16 protein-coding genes are annotated in these 16,667 nt (G+C 67.1%); 8 read left to right on the top strand and 8 right to left on the bottom strand.

Going from position 1 to position 16,667, the window contains the following annotated elements; translation table 11 throughout:
* Window positions 1-47 precede the first annotated feature (47 nt).
* Complete coding sequence (locus tag V6R86_RS08325; RefSeq protein WP_338503642.1) at window positions 48-899, top strand: alpha/beta hydrolase; 852 nt, start codon at window positions 48-50, stop codon at window positions 897-899.
* Here V6R86_RS08325 and V6R86_RS08320 read toward each other — a convergent pair.
* Together V6R86_RS08320 and V6R86_RS08315 are read right to left on the bottom strand one after the other, a co-directional pair.
* Entirely contained in the window at window positions 896-2,110 is a 1,215-nt protein-coding gene (locus tag V6R86_RS08320; RefSeq protein ID WP_338503640.1) for a pyridoxal-dependent decarboxylase, exosortase A system-associated, read from the bottom strand. The two genes, V6R86_RS08325 and V6R86_RS08320, sit on opposite strands and share 4 nt — an antisense overlap.
* A complete protein-coding gene (locus V6R86_RS08315) occupies window positions 2,107-3,567 on the bottom strand; it encodes an AMP-binding protein (RefSeq protein WP_338503638.1) in 1,461 nt (486 codons plus the stop codon). The genes V6R86_RS08320 and V6R86_RS08315 overlap by 4 nt, the downstream gene beginning before the upstream one ends.
* Window positions 3,568-3,629: 62 nt before the next feature.
* On the opposite strand from V6R86_RS08315, the gene V6R86_RS08310 reads away from it, so the two are divergent.
* Entirely contained in the window at window positions 3,630-3,908 is a 279-nt protein-coding gene (locus V6R86_RS08310) for an acyl carrier protein (protein WP_338503636.1), read from the top strand.
* A gap of 10 nt (window positions 3,909-3,918) precedes the next feature.
* Here V6R86_RS08310 and trxB read toward each other — a convergent pair whose 3' ends face one another.
* The 6 genes from trxB to tpiA all read right to left on the bottom strand — a co-directional run bounded on the left by trxB (window position 3,919) and on the right by tpiA (window position 9,075).
* A complete protein-coding gene (trxB, locus tag V6R86_RS08305; RefSeq protein ID WP_338503634.1) occupies window positions 3,919-4,887 on the bottom strand; it encodes a thioredoxin-disulfide reductase in 969 nt (322 codons plus the stop codon).
* Window positions 4,888-4,897: 10 nt separating this feature from the next.
* Window positions 4,898-5,134, bottom strand: a complete 237-nt coding sequence (locus V6R86_RS08300) for a hypothetical protein (protein ID WP_338503632.1) — start codon at window positions 5,132-5,134, stop codon at window positions 4,898-4,900.
* Window positions 5,135-5,212: 78 nt separating this feature from the next.
* Complete coding sequence (locus tag V6R86_RS08295; protein WP_338503630.1) at window positions 5,213-5,962, bottom strand: MauE/DoxX family redox-associated membrane protein; 750 nt, start codon at window positions 5,960-5,962, stop codon at window positions 5,213-5,215.
* A gap of 104 nt (window positions 5,963-6,066) precedes the next feature.
* Complete coding sequence (locus V6R86_RS08290; RefSeq protein WP_338503627.1) at window positions 6,067-7,698, bottom strand: CTP synthase; 1,632 nt, start codon at window positions 7,696-7,698, stop codon at window positions 6,067-6,069.
* 138 nt (window positions 7,699-7,836) lie between these two features.
* On the bottom strand, window positions 7,837-8,199 hold the full coding sequence (gene secG, locus V6R86_RS08285) for a preprotein translocase subunit SecG (protein ID WP_338503625.1): 363 nt from the start codon (window positions 8,197-8,199) through the stop codon (window positions 7,837-7,839).
* A 132-nt stretch (window positions 8,200-8,331) separates the two neighbouring features.
* Window positions 8,332-9,075, bottom strand: coding sequence for a triose-phosphate isomerase (gene tpiA, locus V6R86_RS08280; protein WP_338503623.1), 744 nt, complete (start codon window positions 9,073-9,075; stop codon window positions 8,332-8,334).
* A 116-nt stretch (window positions 9,076-9,191) separates the two neighbouring features.
* Here tpiA and V6R86_RS08275 point away from each other — a divergent pair, with 116 nt between their 5' ends.
* From V6R86_RS08275 to uvrA, 6 genes are all read left to right on the top strand, one after another.
* Window positions 9,192-11,141: a peptidylprolyl isomerase gene (locus tag V6R86_RS08275; RefSeq protein WP_338503622.1), complete on the top strand. Its 1,950-nt coding sequence runs from the start codon at window positions 9,192-9,194 to the stop codon at window positions 11,139-11,141.
* 17 nt (window positions 11,142-11,158) lie between these two features.
* Window positions 11,159-11,731, top strand: a complete 573-nt coding sequence (locus V6R86_RS08270; RefSeq protein ID WP_338503620.1) for an aminodeoxychorismate/anthranilate synthase component II — start codon at window positions 11,159-11,161, stop codon at window positions 11,729-11,731.
* Between the two features lie 59 nt (window positions 11,732-11,790).
* Window positions 11,791-12,450, top strand: coding sequence for a transcriptional repressor LexA (gene lexA / locus V6R86_RS08265; RefSeq protein ID WP_338503618.1), 660 nt, complete (start codon window positions 11,791-11,793; stop codon window positions 12,448-12,450).
* A 156-nt stretch (window positions 12,451-12,606) separates the two neighbouring features.
* The gene (locus V6R86_RS08260) at window positions 12,607-13,170 is read left to right on the top strand and encodes a PRC-barrel domain-containing protein (protein WP_338503616.1); all 564 of its coding nucleotides are present in this window, start codon (window positions 12,607-12,609) and stop codon (window positions 13,168-13,170) included.
* 64 nt (window positions 13,171-13,234) lie between these two features.
* Complete coding sequence (locus tag V6R86_RS08255) at window positions 13,235-13,393, top strand: hypothetical protein (protein ID WP_338503615.1); 159 nt, start codon at window positions 13,235-13,237, stop codon at window positions 13,391-13,393.
* A gap of 134 nt (window positions 13,394-13,527) precedes the next feature.
* Window positions 13,528-16,527 (top strand): excinuclease ABC subunit UvrA, encoded by a 3,000-nt coding sequence (gene uvrA / locus V6R86_RS08250; protein WP_338503613.1) that lies wholly within the window; start codon window positions 13,528-13,530, stop codon window positions 16,525-16,527.
* The last annotated feature ends 140 nt before the right edge of the window (window positions 16,528-16,667 follow it).

Raw genomic sequence — 16,667 nt, 5'->3', positions numbered from 1 at the left:
TCAAATGGAGAATCTGAATGCCGTACGCCAAGGCCAAAGATGGCACGATGCTGTATTACAAAGATTGGGGCCAGGGCGATCCCGTCGTCCTGATGCACGGCTGGCCGCTGACCGGCGATACCTTCGACGATCTCGCGATCAAGCTGGTCGAAGCCGGCAAGCGCTGCATCATCCCCGACCGCCGCGGGTTCGGACGCTCGGACCAGCCGTGGAACGGCTATGACTACGATACCTTCGCCGACGACGTCGCGGCGATCCTCGAAGATGCCGGAATCAACCAGCCGGTCGCGCTGGTCGGCTTCTCGATGGGCGGCGGCGAAGTCGCGCGCTTCACCTCCAAGCAGGGCAAGAACCGCGTCAGCGCGGCGGTATTCGCCAGCTCGGTCGTGCCGCAGGTGGTGCAGAGCGACGATTGGCCCGACGGCGTGCCGCAGTCCAAGCTCGACGACATTACCAAGCAGATGACCGAAGACCGCGCGGGCTTCATGAAGACCTTCCTGCAGCAATTCTACGGCTGGGGCGTGCTTTCGCGTCCGGTCAGCGAAGCGGTGCTCGATTCGGGCTTCCAGCAGGCGATGATGGCCGGCGCCCGCCCGACCTATGCGGCGGCTGCCGCCTGGGCGAGCACCGATTTCCGTCCCGATCTGCAGGCCTTCGACGGCGTGCCGACGCTGATCCTGCATGGCACCAGCGACGCCAATGTTCCGATCGAAGGCACTGGCCGCAAGACCAAGGAGCTGATCCCGCATGCGACGCTGATCGAATATGACGGCAGCCCGCACGGCATCTTCGAAACCGACAAGGAGCGGTTCTGCAAGGACGTGACCGAGTTCCTGACCCGCGAAAGCCGTGGCACCAGCGCCGACACCAGCGCCAGCGCCATTCCGCTGAGCAACTAAACCAGAACCTCCCGCGCAGCCCCCTGGCTCAAGAAGGTCTGGGGGCTCGCGGTGAGGCCGTAAGCCCCGGCGCAGAAGATGGCGATCGCGTCGCCCACCTCTGCGCGCGGGAGCATCACCTCGTCAGCCAGCAGGTCGAGCGGGGTACACAGGCAGCCAACCACGCTGACCTCTTCTTCCGGTTCAGCGCCGAAGCGATGCGCCACCGCTACCGGATAATTGCGCCGCAGCAGCTGCCCGAAATTGCCGGACGCGGCGAGCATGTGATGAAGCCCGCCATCGACCACCAGAAAGGTCTTGCCCCGACTGACCTTCCGATCGATCACCCGGGTCAGATAGACCCCGCACTCCCCAACCAGCCAGCGGCCAAGCTCGATCACGAATTTAGTATCCCGCAAGATCACCGGCCGCGCCGACAGCGTCTCTGTGAGCGCCGCGCTTACAGCCCCAATGTCGAGTGGCTTGTCGCCAGCGAAATAGGGAATACCGAAACCACCACCCAGGTTCACCTCGGGCGGCGTCAGCCCGACCTCGGCCGCAATCTCGCCGGCCAAGGCGACCGTCGCCCGCTGCATCTCGATCACCGCCTCGGCCCTCAGCGATTGCGAGCCGGCATAGACATGCAGCCCGCGCCACTCGGCCCCGGCCTCGACGATCCGTCGCACCAGCGCAGGCACGCGATCGTGATCGACCCCGAACTGGCTCGCCAGCCCGCCCATTTTCATTCCCGAGCCCTTGAGCCCGAACGGCGGATTCACCCTCACTGCGAAGCGGTCCGACCCGCCATGCACGAAGCGGTCGAACTCACCCTCGCTCTCGAGATTGACGGTGAGGTCGCGCGCAGCCTGCAAATCGGGCTTAAAATCAGGCTTGCCCGGGCCGGCGAAGCTGACCGGTAGTGTCCAGCCAGCCACCTCGCGAACCAATTCGAGTTCCCGCCAGGAGGCGAGGTCGAACCCGTCGACCAGCGGCGCCAGCGCCTTGACCAGCGGCGCATAGGGATTGGCCTTGACCGCATAGTGCAAGGCGACCTCCGGCGGCATCGCTGCCCGAAAGCGCGCCGCCTGGGCTTTGACGATCGCCCGGTCGTAAGCAAACAGCGGCGTGCCGCCCTGCGCCGCGACCAAGTCCGGAGCGCGCCAGTCGCCGACCATGAGCGAGCCGTCATCGGACGCCCGAAAGCCTGCCGGAATCGGCCCCATCGCCTTCATCGCGACAGCTCCGCCGCCAATGCCCACCGATTGATCTTGCCGTTGGGCGAGAGCGGCAGGGCATCGACCCATCGCACCTCGCTCGGCCGCAGATGCGCGGGAAGCTCGGCGGCGAACCAGCGCTGCAAGCGTTCGTCAGCCCCCTCACCCTTCGCCACCGCGACCAGCACGATCCGCTGGCCCAGCCGCTCGTCCTTCGCCCCGAACGCCGCGCAATCTTCGATGGCGCCGCTGGCCATCGCCGCTTCCTCGATCTCGCTGGGGGACACACGGTGCCCCGACACCTTGATCATCGCATCGTCGCGGCCCCGGATCCGCAGCAGCCCGTCCGCGCCGACCACCGCCCGGTCCCCCGACCAGACCGCCCCATCGCGAAAGCGCTGCGCGGTGCGTGTCGGATCGTTCCAATAGCCTTGCGCCACCAATGGCCCGGCGTGGACCAGCTCGCCCTCTTCCCCGCACGCCGCCTCGCTCCCGTCCGCGCGGCGCACCGACAGCTCGGCGAAGGGAATGGCGGCACCCACCGCATCCGGCTTCTTGTCGACCAGCGCGGGATCGAGGCTGGCCGAGCGGAAGGCTTCGGTCAGGCCATACATCAGGTGCAACCGCGCCTCCGGAAACAGCGACCGCAGCCGCCGCACCAACGGTTCGGGCATATGCCCGCCAGAATTGGTCAAGGTGCGCAGGCTAGCCCCCGCCCCGCCCCAATCCTGCTCGGCCAGCTGCACCCACAAGGGCGGCACCCCGGCGAGCACCGTCGCCCCCGTCCGCTCGACCGCCCGCACCACATCGCGCGGCAGGAGATAGTCGAACGCGATCGCCTCGCCGCCAGCGCACCAGGTCGAGAAGAGCTGGTTCTGTCCATAATCGAAGGCCAGCGGCAGCACGCACAAGGTGCGATCGCTCGCCGACAGCCCGAGATAATGCGCTACGCTAACCGCGCCGAGCCACAGGTTGGCATGGCTCAGCATCACCCCCTTGGGCCGTCCGGTCGAGCCGGAGGTGTAGAGCAATGCCGCCAGATCGTCCGGCGCTGCAGAACCGGCGGGCAGCGCCCGGTCGCCCTCGACCCACTCCTCCAGCGCGACCACCAGCTCCGGCCGCGCTTCCAGCGTCCCCGCCCGCGCCCGATTGGCCACCAGCAGCCGCGTCCCGCTATCGGCAAGAATATGCTCGGCCTGCGCCCGCCGCAGCACCGGGTTGATCGGAACATGCACCAGCCCCGCCCGCGCGCAGGCCAGCGGTGCCACGCAGGCAAGCCGCGCCTTGCCCATCCATGTCGCGACCCGGTCGCCCGGCCGCATCCCCAGCGCCAGCAACCGATCCGCCATCCGCCCGACCGCCTCGTCCAGAGCCGCATAACTCAGCGTCGCACCGCCCACCGTCAGCGCGGGCGCGCCCCGCTCCCCGCGCAGGGTCAGATGATCGAGCGGAAAAGGCGTCGGGTCGGGGCTCATCGCCAGCGCGGAATGCCGCCTAACTTGCGCCTTGGCCAGCCCTCCCCTAGAGGCGCGCCACCATGGCCGCCCAGCCTCAGCCCCAGTCGGCGAACGTCGACACCGCGCTTCGCCAGCTTCTGGCCGAGACCCTTGGCCTCTCCGAGGCCCGCGTCGCCGCCTTCGACGACAACACCGAACTATTCGGCGCGCTGCCCGAATTCGATTCGATGGCGGTCGCCAATCTCCTCACCGGGATCGAGGAAACCTTCTCGGTCCTGATCGAGGACAGCGACGTCGAAGCGGAGGATTTCGCCAGCTTCGGCTCGCTCAAGGCCTTCGTGGAGCGGCTGGCCCCCTAAGCCCGGGCGATCACTCGGCCGCCTGCAACTCCGCAAATTCCTCGGCCGCCAGGAACCGCTCGGCATCGAGCGCCGCCATGCAGCCCGTTCCCGCCGCCGTCACCGCCTGACGATAGGTCTTGTCCATCACGTCGCCGCAGGCGAACACGCCCGGGATGTTGGTCCGGGTCGATCCCGTCTCCACCGCCAGATAGCCATCCTCGTCGAGGTCGAGCTGGCCGTCGAACAACTCGGTCGCCGGCTTGTGGCCGATCGCCACGAACGCACCGTCGACAGCGATCTCGCTCAGTTCACCAGTCACCCGGTTCTTGAGCCGAAGCCCGGTCAGCGCCTCGGGCTCGCCGCCCGACAGGAATTCATCGACTTCGCTGTTCCAGATCACCTTCACCGACTTGTGCGCAAATAGCCGGTCCTGAAGGATCTTTTCCGCGCGGAAGCTGTCGCGGCGGTGGATCAGGGTCACGTCGTCGCTATGGTTGGTGAGGTAGAGCGCTTCCTCGACCGCGGTATTGCCGCCGCCGATCACCGCCACCTTCTTCCCGCGATAAAAGAAGCCATCGCAGGTCGCGCAGGCGCTCGCGCCCTTGCCCTTCATCCGCTCCTCACTCGGCAAGCCGAGCCACTTGGCCTGAGCCCCGGTCGCGATCACCAGCGTCTCGGCGAGATAGGTCGTGCCACCGTCACCGTGCAACCGGAACGGGCGGCCATTCAGCTCGACCTTGTCGATATGATCCCACACCATCCGCGTGCCGACATGCTCGGCTTGCGCCTGCATCTCTTCCATCAGCCACGGGCCCTGCACCACGTCGCGGAAGCCGGGATAATTCTCGACATCGGTGGTCGTCGTCAGCTGGCCGCCGGGCTGGATGCCCTGAATGACGATCGGCTGCAGCCCGGCGCGGGCGGCATAGATCGCGGCGGTCAGGCCGGCCGGGCCCGAGCCCAGTACGATCAGGCGGCTGTGAATGGTCTCGCTCATGGCCGTCTACTTAGTGATCATGCTCGTGAGCGCCATGCCCCTCGGCGGCGGCCGGCGCCTGCGCCTCGGCCTTTTTCTCGCAGCAGGGCATCGGCTTGTCCTTGCAGCAATCCATCGGCTTGCCGTCCTTGGGGCAGCAGGGCCCCTCGTGCTTCATGCCTTCGTGATGGCCGGAATGGCCTTGGGCAGGAGCGGAAACAGGCGCGGGAGCGGCGGCCAGCGCAGCGGCGAGAATGAGGTGAATCATGCCCCGCCACTAGCAGGGGCCGCGCCCCTGCGAAAGCGGATCAGGGGCGGCCGATCGCGCGCAGGCCGACGCGAGCGCTCACTTGGCCAGCATCCACACCGCCATCGCCACCATCATCACATTCTCGGTCAGCGACACGAAGCCCAGGGGCACGTTGGACGACCCGCCGACGCAGGCGCATTTTAGCTCACGCTTGTCGACATACACCGCCTTGAACACCGACACCGCACCGATCCCGCCGATGACGAGCGCGATCGGCACCGACAGCCACATCGCCGCCCCCGACAGCATCAGCACGCCCGCCAGCCCCTCCAGCCATGGATACAGGCTCGCATAAGGCACCCACCGCCGCGCCAGCAGGTCGTAATTCAGGAACATGGAGGAGAATTTGGAGATGTCCTGCAGCTTCAGCAGCGCCAGCACACACATCGACAAGGCGATGAACCATTCGCCGGCCATCACCGTCAGCGGCGTGCCGAACATCGCGAAACTCAGTGCCAACGCCATCGCGGCGGTCATCCCGAACAGGGCGGCAACCGGGCGATAGCTGGTCTCGCCCGGTTCGGCGACGCGAAGCCCGAGGAACCGCCGCAGATCGTCGTGCCCGCCGATCCGCTGTCCATCGATGAACACCTGCGGGGTGGTCTTCACGCCCGTTTCGGCTTTGAAGGCGTCGGTCTCCTCGCGGGTGGTGAGATGCCGGTCCTCGACCTCGTAGCCGCGGCTTTTCAAGAGATGCAGCGCTTTCAGTCCGAACGGGCAGACATGCTCGGGCATGACCATCCGAACCAGCGTTGCGCGGCGTTTCGTCGAGGCGGGGGCGTTCATGCGCCTCATATAGTGTGCCCCGTCGTCCCGGCGAAGGCCGGGACCTCAGGCGGCAAAGGCGCCAGACCCCACAGGTCCCGGCCTCCGCCGGGACGACGCACCAATCAGACCAACCTGCTTTGCTTCACCGCCGCCGCAATGAAGCTTGCGAACAGGGGATGCGGGTCGAACGGGCGGCTCTTGTATTCGGGGTGGAACTGCACGCCCACGAACCACGGATGGTCCGGCCGCTCGACGATTTCGGGCAGGCGACCGTCGGGCGACATGCCACTGAACACGAGCCCGCTCTTCTCGAGATCGGCCTTGTAATGCGAATTGACCTCGTAACGATGGCGGTGCCGCTCGGTGATCTGGGTCTTGCCGTAGATCGCCGCGACATGGCTATTGCCGCCCAGCGTCGCGTCATACGCGCCAAGCCGCATCGTCCCGCCAAGGTCACCCCCGGCGCGGCGCTCCTGCAAGCCTTCTTCGCTCATCCATTCGGTGATCATGCCGACCACCGGCTCGGTCGTATCGCCGAACTCGGTCGAGGAAGCGCCCTCGACCCCCGCCGCCCGCGCGCCCTCGATGCAGGCCATCTGCATGCCGAGGCAGATGCCGAAAAACGGCACCTTGCGCTCCTTGGCAAAGCGGACGGACGCGATCTTGCCCTCGGTCCCACGCTCACCGAAGCCGCCGGGCACCAGGATCGCGTGCATCGGCTCCAGCTCGCTGATCGTGTCGCCATCGGGCTTCTCGAATAGCTCGGCGTCGACCCACTTGATGTTGACCTTGACCCGATTGGCGATGCCGCCGTGGACCAGCGCCTCGCGCAGCGATTTGTACGCATCCGGCAAGCCGACATATTTGCCGACCACGCCGATCGTCACCTCGCCTTCGGGGTGATCGACCGCGTCCATCACCTGCTCCCAGCGGCTGAGATCCGGGCGCGGGTCGGTCGGCAGCCCGAACGCCTTCAACACCTCGTCGTCGAGGCCTTCGCGGTGATATTGCAGCGGGACGTCGTAGATCGACCGCGCGTCGAGCGCCTGGATCACCGCGCTCTTGGGCACGTTGCAGAATTGCGCGATCTTGGCCCGCTCGGCCTCGGGAATCGGCATTTCGCAGCGGCACAACAGCACATCAGGCTGCACGCCAAGGCTCGCGATCTCGCGCACGCTGTGCTGGGTCGGCTTGGTCTTGAGCTCGCCCGCGACCTTGATCCACGGCACCAGCGTCGTGTGCACGCTGACCGTATTGCCCCGGCCAAGGTCGTTGCGCAGCTGCCGGATGGCTTCGATGAACGGCAGGCTCTCGATATCGCCGACCGTGCCGCCGATTTCGCAGATTACGAAATCGAGGTCGTCGGTATCGGCCAGCGCGAACTCCTTGATCGCGTTGGTGACGTGCGGGATGACCTGGACCGTCGCGCCCAGATAATCGCCGCGCCGTTCGCGGGCGATGATGTCGCGGTAGATGCGCCCGGTGGTGACATTGTCCGACTGCCGCGCCGACACACCGGTGAAGCGCTCGTAATGACCGAGGTCGAGATCGCTCTCCGCCCCGTCGTCGGTCACATAGACTTCGCCATGCTGATAGGGGCTCATCGTCCCCGGATCGACGTTCAGATAGGGGTCGAACTTGCGAATACGGCACTTGTAGCCGCGCGCCTGCAGACAGGCTGCAAGACTAGCCGAAAGAAGACCTTTGCCGAGGCTGGAGACCACGCCGCCGGTAACGAAAACAAACCGCGCCATGGGAGTCGAGCCTTAGGGATGAGAGTGGGGAGGAAGCAAGCGCAAAAACGTGTCCGTCGTCCCGGCGCAGGCCGGGACCTTAGGCGGAAAAGCACTTGATCGAACGAGGTCCCGGCCTTCGCCGGGACGACGCAATTCTTACTGAGCCAGCGGCACCGCGCCGTTGTCGGCCGGAGCCGGAACAGCCGGATTGGTGGCCGGCGCCGTACCCGGGGCCTGCTGCACCGGAGCCTGGATCGGGGCATTGGCGATCGCGGCATCGACCGACACGCCGTCGCTGCGCGTTCCGGCCAGCGCCGCCAGTGCGATGCACAGGATGATGAACGCCCCGCCCAGCCAGGCCGTCGCGCGGCTCAGGAAATCGGCCGCGCCGCGCGCGGTCATGAACCCCGCCGACGACCCGCCGACGCCCAGCCCGCCGCCCTCGGAGCGCTGCAGCAGGATGACGGTGCACAGCGCGATCGCAACGATCGCCTCGACAATAAGCAGGAAGGTGAACATGGGCGGCCACTTAGCGGCGCTGCTGCCAGACTTCAATGCGGCACGGAATCCACAGGCTCGTTCGTGCTGAGCGAAGTCGAAGCACGCTCGCGCGGGCGCTCTTTGACTTCGCTCAGGGCAAACGGAGAAAGGCTAAGCAGCCCCCGCCTCGACGATCGGCAGGAAGTCCGCGGCCTTGAGGCTCGCCCCCCCGACGAGCGCGCCGCCGACCTCCGGCACCGCGAAGATCTCGGCCGCATTGTCCGCCTTGACCGACCCGCCATACAGGATACGCACGGCCGCCCCCGCCTCGCCGTAAGCCGCGACCAGCCGCTGCCGGATGGCCGCGTGCATCGCTTCGATATCGCCGGTGCTCGCGACCTTGCCCGTGCCGATCGCCCAAATCGGCTCATACGCCACCGCCAGCCGAGCCGGATCGACCTCGCCCTGCGGCAACGACGCATCGACCTGCGCCGCCACGACCTCGATCTCGCGTCCGGCCTCGCGCACCTCGAGGCTTTCACCGACGCACAGGATCACCTGAAGCCCGGCGGCGAGCCCCGCCTCGGCCTTGGCCCGCACCGCGGCATCTTCTTCGCGATGGGCCTCGCGCCGCTCGCTGTGCCCGACGATCACCAGGCTCGCCCCGGCGTCGTGCAGCATCGCCGCCGAGATATCGCCGGTGTGCGCGCCCTTGTCGTTATGATGCATGTCCTGCGCCCCGATTGCGAAGCCCGGCACCGTGTCCGCCGCCCGGTGGATCAGCGTCGCCGGCACACACAAGGCGACATCCACCGCCCCGGCATATTTCTCGGCAAAGGTGGCCACCGCCTCGATCTCGGCCAGGCTGTCGGCCGTGCCATGCATCTTCCAATTGCCCGCGATCAGCTTGATCATGCCCGTTCCCGTTCAGTTTCGCTCAACCGCGCGCCTAGCAAGGCCGTCTGCTTGAAGGAAGGCGGCGCCGCCCCTAAAGCGCCGTGCAACCCGTTCCACAGGATCACAGCCGACCCATGAAGACCTTCCGCCGCCTGTCGAAGTCCAAAGTCGGGACCGGCATCCTTGTCCTGTTCCTGCTGCTGATCCTGGCGAGCTTCGCGATTGCGGACATTTCCAACCTCAGTCAGGGCGGCGGCTCCCTGCCGCAGAACACGCTGGCCAAGGTCGGCGATGCGGAACTGACTGCGGCGGATCTCGACACGGCCATGCAGCGCCGGCTGGCGCAGGTCCGCCAGCAGAACCCGCAGGCGACCTATGCCGATCTCGCCGGCGACTTCGACGCCATCGTCAACGCGCTGATCCAGGAACGCACCTTGTGGGCCTACGCCCGCAAGCATGGCTTCACCGTGTCCAAGAAGCTGGTTGACGCCGAGATCGTGAAGATCCCGGGCGTACGCGGGCTCGACGGCCGCTTCAGTGAACAAGCCTATCGCGCCTTTCTCGCGCAGGAGCGCCTGACCGACGCGCAGGTCCGCCGCGAGATTGAAACCAGCCTTCTCCAGCGCCTCATCATCACCCCCGTCGCCGCCAGCGTCCGCATCGCGCCGGGCATCGCGCGGCCCTATGCCGACGCCTCGCTCGAACAGCGCAGCGGCAGCCTCGCGCTGCTGCCCTTCGCGGCCTTCACCGGCGGCGCCGCACCGACCACGGCCGAGCTCCAGACCTTCTACCGCCAGAACGTCGCGCGCTACACGGTGCCCGAACGCCGCACCTTCCGCCTCGCCCGCATCACCAACGATCAGCTTGGCAATGTCGCCGCGACCGATGGGGAAATCGCGGCTTATTACCAGCAGAACCAGGCGACCTTCGGCGGGGCCGAGAAGCGCGTGATCAGCCGCGCGACCCTGCCCGACCAGGCGGCGGTCGCCGCCATCGCCCAGCGCGCCAAGGCTGGCGGAACTTTTGCCGCCGCCGCCGCGCCCGCCGGTTTCTCCGCCGCCGACGTCAGTGTCGGCCCGGTGACCCGCGCCGAACTCGTCACCCGCGCCGGTGAAGCCGTCGCCGCGCAGGTCTTCTCCGCGCCCGCCGGAACCGTGGTCGGCCCGGTCCAGTCCTCGACCGGCTTCGACGTGATCAAGGTCGAAAGCATCCAGACCGCCGCCGGCCGCAGCCTCGCCGATGCCCGCGCCGAAATCGCCGCCCAGCTGACCGCCGAAAAGCGCAAGAACGCCATCGCCGACCTTGTCGGCAAGATCGAGGACAGCCTCGCCGACGGCCGCACCTTCGAAGAGGTCGCGACTGCGAACCGGCTGCCGGTGCTCGTCACCCCCGCGCTGACCCGCGCCGGTGCTGCCTTCGACCAGCCCGACTTCAAGCTTCCGCCCGAATATGCCGCCGTTCCGGGCGCCAGCTTCGACATCGGCGCGGATGACGAGCCGGTGGTCGAACCGCTCCCCAACGACGGCGGCTATGTGCTGGTCGACGTCGCCGAAGTGATCCCCGCCGCCCCGGCCCCGCTGGCCCGCATCCAGGACCAGGTCCGCACCGACTTCATCGCCAAGCGCGCGCAGGACCGCGCCAATGCGGCCGCATCCGCCATCCTCCAGCAGGTCGCCCAGGGCCGCTCGCTGGCCGAAGCGGTCGCGGCCGCCGGTGTCTCCGGGGTCAAGCCCCCCGAAGCGGTCGAGCTGCGCCGCGGCGCTCTCGCCCAGTTTGCGCAACAGGGCCAGGACGTCCCCCCGCCGCTTCGCATCCTGTTCACCCTTGCGCCGGGCAAGGCGCAGCGCGCCGCGGGCCCCTCGGGCATTTACCTCGTCAAACTCGACCGGGTGGTGCCGGGCAACGCCGCCTCCAACCCGCAGCTGATCGCCGGTGAAGTCACCAACCTCCAGCGCAGCGCGGGCGAGGAACTGGCGCTGCAATGGCTCGCCGCCGCGCAGAAGGAGCTTGGGGTCTCCCGTAATGAGGACGCGATCCGCGCCGCCCGCAGCCGCATCCTCGGCGGCGGCGCCCAAGCGGAGTAATGGGGCGCCGGAGTGACGTGCACCTCCTTGTCGTCGACAATCACGACAGCTTCACCTTCACGCTGGTCGACTACCTTCGCCAGCTAGGAGCGACCGTGACGGTGGCGCAGGCCGACACGCTCACCGTCACGCAAGCGCTCGCCCACGACGGCCCGCTGCTGATCAGCCCCGGTCCCGGCCACCCCGCCGACGCCGGCATCTCGGTCGCGCTCGCCGCCGCTTGCATCGAGACCGCAAAGCCCCTGCTCGGCGTCTGCCTCGGCCACCAAGCGATCGCACTCGCCGCCGGCGCAGCGATTGCCCGGGCCGAGCCGATGCACGGCAAGACCGACCGCATCACGCACGACGGCAGCGGTTTGTTCGAGGGCCTCCCCTCTCCGCTCACCATGGCCCGCTATCACAGCCTCGTGGCGAACGACGTGCCCGACAGCCTCCACGTGACCGCCCACGGCAGTGACGGCACCGTCCAGGCCCTCGCCCACCGTACCGCCCCTCTTCACGGCATCCAGTTCCACCCCGAAAGCATCGCCAGCGAGCACGGCCTTGCGCTTCTGGCGAACTTCCTGCGCCTCGCTCACGCCCCCGCTTGACACCCCCGCATCCGTTCCTTACTCGTTCCCCGTCTGTTCACTACAGGGCCTCGTGAACCATGCTCACCGTCAAACAACGCGAACTGCTCACCTACATCGACCAGCAGCTCAAGGCGTCGGGCATCAGCCCCAGTTTCGACGAAATGCGTGAAGCGCTCGACCTCAAGAGCAAGTCGGGGGTCCACCGCCTGATCTCCGCGCTCGAAGAACGCCAGTTCATCCGCCGCCTCCCCAACCGCGCCCGCGCGCTGGAAGTGGTGCGCCTGCCCGACACCCAAGGGTCGGCCCCCGCCCCGACCGCCGCGCCGCAGCCGCGCGCCGTGGTTCCCGCCAACGATACCATCGACCTGCCGCTCGCCGGCTGTATCGCCGCCGGCACCCCGATCGAGGCGCTGCAGGGCCAGGACAGCTTTCCCGTCCCCGCCGCCCTGCTCGGCCCGGGCGAACATTATGCGCTGGAAGTGTCGGGGGACTCGATGGTCGACGAGGGCATCCTCGATGGCGACTATGTCCTGATCCGCAAGTCCGACACCGCGCGCGAGGGGGAGATCATCGTCGCCCTGATCGACGACGCCGAAGCCACGCTCAAGACCTTCCGCCGCGAAGGCCAGATGGTCCGCCTCGACCCCGCCAACCGCGCCCACGAACCGCAGCGCTACGACCCGCGCCGGGTCAAGATCCAGGGCAAGCTCGCCGGCCTCATCCGCCGTTACCATTAAGCCGTCGTCCCGGCGCAGGCCGGGACCTCAGTCCTAACGCGCTGGCCTCATCGGTTTCCTTTCGCCGATCTGCCTCAATCCGCCGCTGACCGGCGGAACGCCTTCCCACCGTGCCGCTTTATTCCTGCGTACCCATTTCGCAGGAGGACACCAGCCATGGCCTACGACCGCTTTTCCGACGACAATTCCCAGGATCGCGCCCTCGACGACCGCTACGACCGCGACCGTGATCGCTCGCGCAGCTGGGGTCGCGGCTTCTTCCGCGGCGGCCGCGACGACCGCGGCCCGTCCGACCGCTACCGTGACGATCGCGACACCCTCGACAGCCGCCGCGACAACACGCGCATCGCCCGCGACGACGACCACCGCGCCCGCCGCGGCATCCCTTACGACGAAACCCCCGACCTCATCGCCTCGAGCAAGGTCGAAGGCACCCCCGTCTACGGCCGCGACGACCGCCGACTCGGCACCGTCAAGGCACTGATGATCGACAAGGTCCGCGGCCAGGTCCGCTATGCCGTCCTCAGCCATGCCACCGGCTTCCTCGGCCTCGACGAGGAAGTGGTCCCCGTCCGCTGGGAAGAACTGCGCTATGACGAACGCCGCGGCGGCTATCGCGTCGACTTCACGTCCGACGACGTCGCCTACACCATCGAAAACCGCCGCCGCGACCGCGAGCACGGCCGCGATCTCGACCGCGCCGGCCGCGTCCGCCGCTAAGCCCCCCACCTTGCCCACCCCGCCAGCCCCGCTAGGGTCGGCGGGGCCGGGCCAGGGGGTGGGTGTGACCAGCAAGCTATTCTACGGCGACAATTCGAACGTCCTGCGCACGCAAATCGCGGACGCCGAGATCTTCCAGGGCAAGAAACCTGGTTTCCCGTTTGGCGACCCCGCCAGCGTCAGGCGAGCCAAACGCAAAGATGTAAAAGCTCAGATCGATTAAGGATTTGATCTAAGGCTGTAGGCCAATACGAACCACACCGACCCGCCTTGCCCTGAGCGGCCCTCGTTCCCATTTCGCCCTATCGCCAGCGCCTTGCGCTTGCTTCCAGAACGAAAACGGAACAAACCTCCTCCATGCTGACTCACATCACCGTCAAGGGCGCGCGCGAACATAATCTCAAAGGCGTGGACGTCTCGATCCCGCGCGACCAGTTGACGGTGATCACCGGCCTCTCCGGCTCGGGCAAATCCTCGCTCGCCTTCGACACCATCTATGCCGAGGGACAGCGCCGCTACGTCGAGAGCCTGTCGGCCTATGCCCGTCAGTTCCTCGAGATGATGCAGAAGCCGGATGTCGAGCATATCGACGGCCTCTCGCCCGCCATCTCGATCGAACAGAAGACCACCAGCCGCAACCCTCGCTCGACGGTCGCCACCGTGACCGAGATCTACGATTACATGCGCCTGCTGTGGGCGCGCGTCGGTATCCCTTATTCGCCCGCCACCGGGCTTCCGATCCAGGCCCAGCAAATCTCGCAAATGGTCGACCGGGTGATGGCCTTGCCCGAAGGCAGCCGCCACTACCTGCTCGCCCCTGTCGTCCGCGGCCGCAAGGGCGAGTATCGCAAGGAACTGCTCGAATGGCAGCGCGCCGGCTTCACCCGCGTTCGCGTCGACGGCACCTTTTACGAGATCGACGAGGCGCCCGCCCTCGACAAGAAGTACAAGCATGACATCGAGGTGGTGGTCGACCGCATCGTGGTGCGCGACGGCATCCAGACCCGCCTCGCCGACAGCTTTGAGACCGCGTTGAAGCTCGCCGACGGCCTCGCTTATCTCGACCCCGCCGACCCCGCTTCCGAGCCTGCGGGCACCGAGCGCACCGGCGTCGCCGAAGTGCTGGAAAAGGCCGCGACCCGCGCTGTCCTCGCCACCAACGCGCCCCCGGGCCGCATCTGTTTCTCCGAAAAATTCGCCTGCCCCGTCTCCGGCTTCACCATCGCCGAGATCGAGCCGCGCCTCTTCTCCTTCAACGCACCGCAAGGCGCCTGCCCGGCCTGCGACGGCCTTGGCGAGCGAATGGAGTTCGACGAGGACCTCGTCGTCCCCAACCACGACCTCAGCCTCGCCAAGGGCGCGGTCGTGCCGTGGGCCAAGAGCAACCCGCCCTCACCCTACTACATGCAGGTGCTCGGCAGCCTGGCGAAGCATTACGGCTTCGACCTCCAGACCCCGTGGAAGGACCTCGATCCCGAACACAGCCGCGCGATCCTCCACGGCACCGGCGGCAAGGCGATCACCCTGCGCTTCGTCGACGGCCGCAAGAGCTACGAGGTCAAGAAAGCCTTCGAAGGCGTCATCGGCAATTTGAACCGCCGCCTCGCCCAGACCGAATCCGCGTGGATGAAGGAAGAGCTCTCGCGCTACCAGGCCGCCCACGCCTGCGAAACCTGCCACGGCGCCCGCCTCAAGCCCGAAGCCCGCGCGGTGAAGATCGCCGGCGAGGACATCTCGATCGCCGTCCGCCGCTCGGTCGCCGACGCCTATGCCTGGTTCGGCGCGCTCGAACCCAAATTGACGCCCCAGCACCAGGAAATCGCCCGCGCGATCCTGAAGGAGATCAACGAGCGCCTGGGCTTCCTCCACAATGTCGGGCTCGACTATCTCCACCTCGACCGCACCTCGGGCACCCTGTCCGGCGGCGAAAGCCAGCGCATCCGCCTCGCCAGCCAGATCGGCAGCGGCCTTTCCGGCGTCCTCTACGTCCTCGACGAGCCCTCGATCGGCCTTCACCAGAAGGACAACGACCGCCTCCTCGAAACCCTCCAGCGCCTCAAATCACTCGGCAACACCGTGCTGGTGGTCGAGCATGACGAAGACGCGATCCGCGCCGCCGACCATGTGATCGACATGGGGCCCGGCGCCGGCGTTCACGGGGGCGAAGTGCTTCATTCGGGCAGCCTTGAAGACCTGATGAAACAGGAAGGCAGCCTCACCGCCGACTATCTCTCCGGCCGCCGCTCGATCCCCCTGCCCGCCAAACGCCGCAAAGGCTCGGGCAAAAAGCTCACCGTCCACAACGCGCGCGAAAACAACCTCACCGGCGTCACCACCAGCGTGCCGCTCGGCACCTTCACCTGCATCACCGGCGTCTCCGGCTCGGGCAAATCGAGTTTCACCATCGACACCCTTTACGCCGCCGCCGCACGCCACCTGAACGGCGCCCGCATCCTCGCCGGCAAGCACGACAAGGTCACCGGCCTCGACCGGCTCGACAAGGTCATCGACATCGACCAGTCGCCGATCGGCCGCACCCCGCGCTCCAACCCCGCCACCTACACCGGCGCTTTCACCCAGATCCGCGACTGGTTCGCCGGCCTCCCGGAATCGAAAGAACGCGGCTACAAACCCGGGCGCTTCTCCTTCAACGTCAAGGGCGGCCGCTGCGAAGCCTGCACCGGCGACGGCCTGCTCAAGATCGAGATGCACTTCCTCCCCGACGTCTACGTCACCTGCGACGTCTGCCACGGCAAGCGCTACAACCGCGAAACGCTCGAAGTCCTCCACAAGGGCAAGAGCATCGCCGACGTGCTCGACATGACGGTCGAGGACGCGGTGGAGTTCTTCAAGGCCGTCCCCGGCATCCGCGACAAGATGGCGATGCTGGCCGAAGTCGGCCTCGGCTACATCAAGGTCGGCCAGCAAGCGACGACCCTCTCGGGCGGCGAAGCGCAGCGGGTCAAGCTCGCCAAGGAACTCTCCCGCCGCGCCACCGGCAACACCCTCTACATCCTCGACGAGCCCACCACCGGCCTCCACTTCGAAGACGTCCGCAAGCTCCTCGAAGTCCTCCACGCCCTGGTCGAGCAGGGCAACACCGTGGTCGTGATCGAACACAACCTCGACGTCATCAAGACCGCCGACTGGATCATCGACCTGGGCCCCGAAGGCGGCGTCAAGGGCGGCGAGATCGTCGCGGTGGGCACGCCCGAGCAGGTGGTGAAGGAGGAACGGTCGTACACCGGCCAGTACCTCAAGCCGCTGCTCGAGCGGATGGTTCCGGTTTTGGAGAGTGCTCAGGGCAAGCCGGCAAGGACGAAGCAGCGGAAGGTTGAGAAAAGTGCCGTCGCATAACTAGGTGGAGCTTCTCCAGGAGTCTTCTACCATGCTCCGACATCGTCGATTCCAAGCCTAGGTGATCGCGTTGGTTGCCAGACGATGCGCTACAGATCGTGCTTGGCAAACGGCTTCGTAGTTAGCACTACTTTATGTTA

The sequence above is a fragment of the Sphingomonas kaistensis genome (genome assembly GCF_036884275.1).
Taxonomy (GTDB): Bacteria; Pseudomonadota; Alphaproteobacteria; order Sphingomonadales; family Sphingomonadaceae; genus Sphingomicrobium; species Sphingomicrobium kaistense_A.
Note: the sequence above shows the minus strand (reverse complement) of the source record. Positions and strands in the feature narration are given on the sequence as shown.